The organism is Dietzia sp. DQ11-38-2 (assembly GCF_014145055.1).
Lineage (GTDB): Bacteria > Actinomycetota > Actinomycetes > Mycobacteriales > Mycobacteriaceae > Dietzia.
The window spans coordinates 5,500-6,239 of record NZ_JAALDW010000522.1 but is presented as its reverse complement, the minus strand read 5'-3'; the positions used below and the strand labels follow the sequence as shown (position 1 = coordinate 6,239).

The following is a 740-nucleotide window of genomic DNA, read 5'->3' as shown; positions in this document are numbered from 1 at the left end:
CCGTGAATCAGCGGGGCTAGCCCCTGGCCGGACTCGCCTCCGAGTCAGGTCACGCCGGGAACGCACGCTGCACTGCCCGGGCCGAAACTGCCCGCCGAGGCCACTGCGGTCCTACGATCGACGTTCACCGGCCCGGCCGGCCCCTGCCCCGCCTCCAGAAGAACAGTGACCTCCATGCGACACCACCCCCGCTGCCGTCGATCGACGCTGGGCGCCATACTCGCCGTGCTCGTGATCGCGACTCCGGTCGCCGCCCATGCCCAGCCACTCGACCCGGCACAGCCACGCGACGGGGTCCCGGCAGTGGACGAGTCCCGCGCCCAGAGCGCGATCGGTCACGAGACCCTCGAGGACGCCCTCGCGGAGGTCGGCACCACCCCGGCGGCATTCCGTTCCCAGTCCGTCCTGGCCGACCGCCTGGCCGTCGCCTCGGACGACTACTCCGCCCGGTTCCCCGAGGCCTTCGCGGGCGTCCAGATCGTCGGAGCGACCGGTCAGGTGGCGGTGGTCCGGGACTCCGAGCGCTCGGAGCTGTTGATCGCGGACGCGCGGTCCCGTGGTTTCTCGGTGTCCACCGCTCCCGCCCCGGCCCGGCAACTGGACGAGACGGCGGAGCGGGCGCAGGCGTGGGCGGACTCCCTCCCCCCGGGCCAGCGGGACGGCGTGAGTGCCATCGACGTGGACCCCTCCACGGGCGACGTCACCGTGGTGGTGGAGGACTCGGGTGCCGCTCCCGCGCC

The 740-nt window shown here is 73.6% G+C and carries 1 pseudogene; it reads left to right on the top strand.

The features are described from left to right. Window positions 1–174: 174 nt before the first annotated feature. Window positions 175–740, top strand: a pseudogene (locus tag G6026_RS16310) (peptidase S1); the annotation flags it as partial.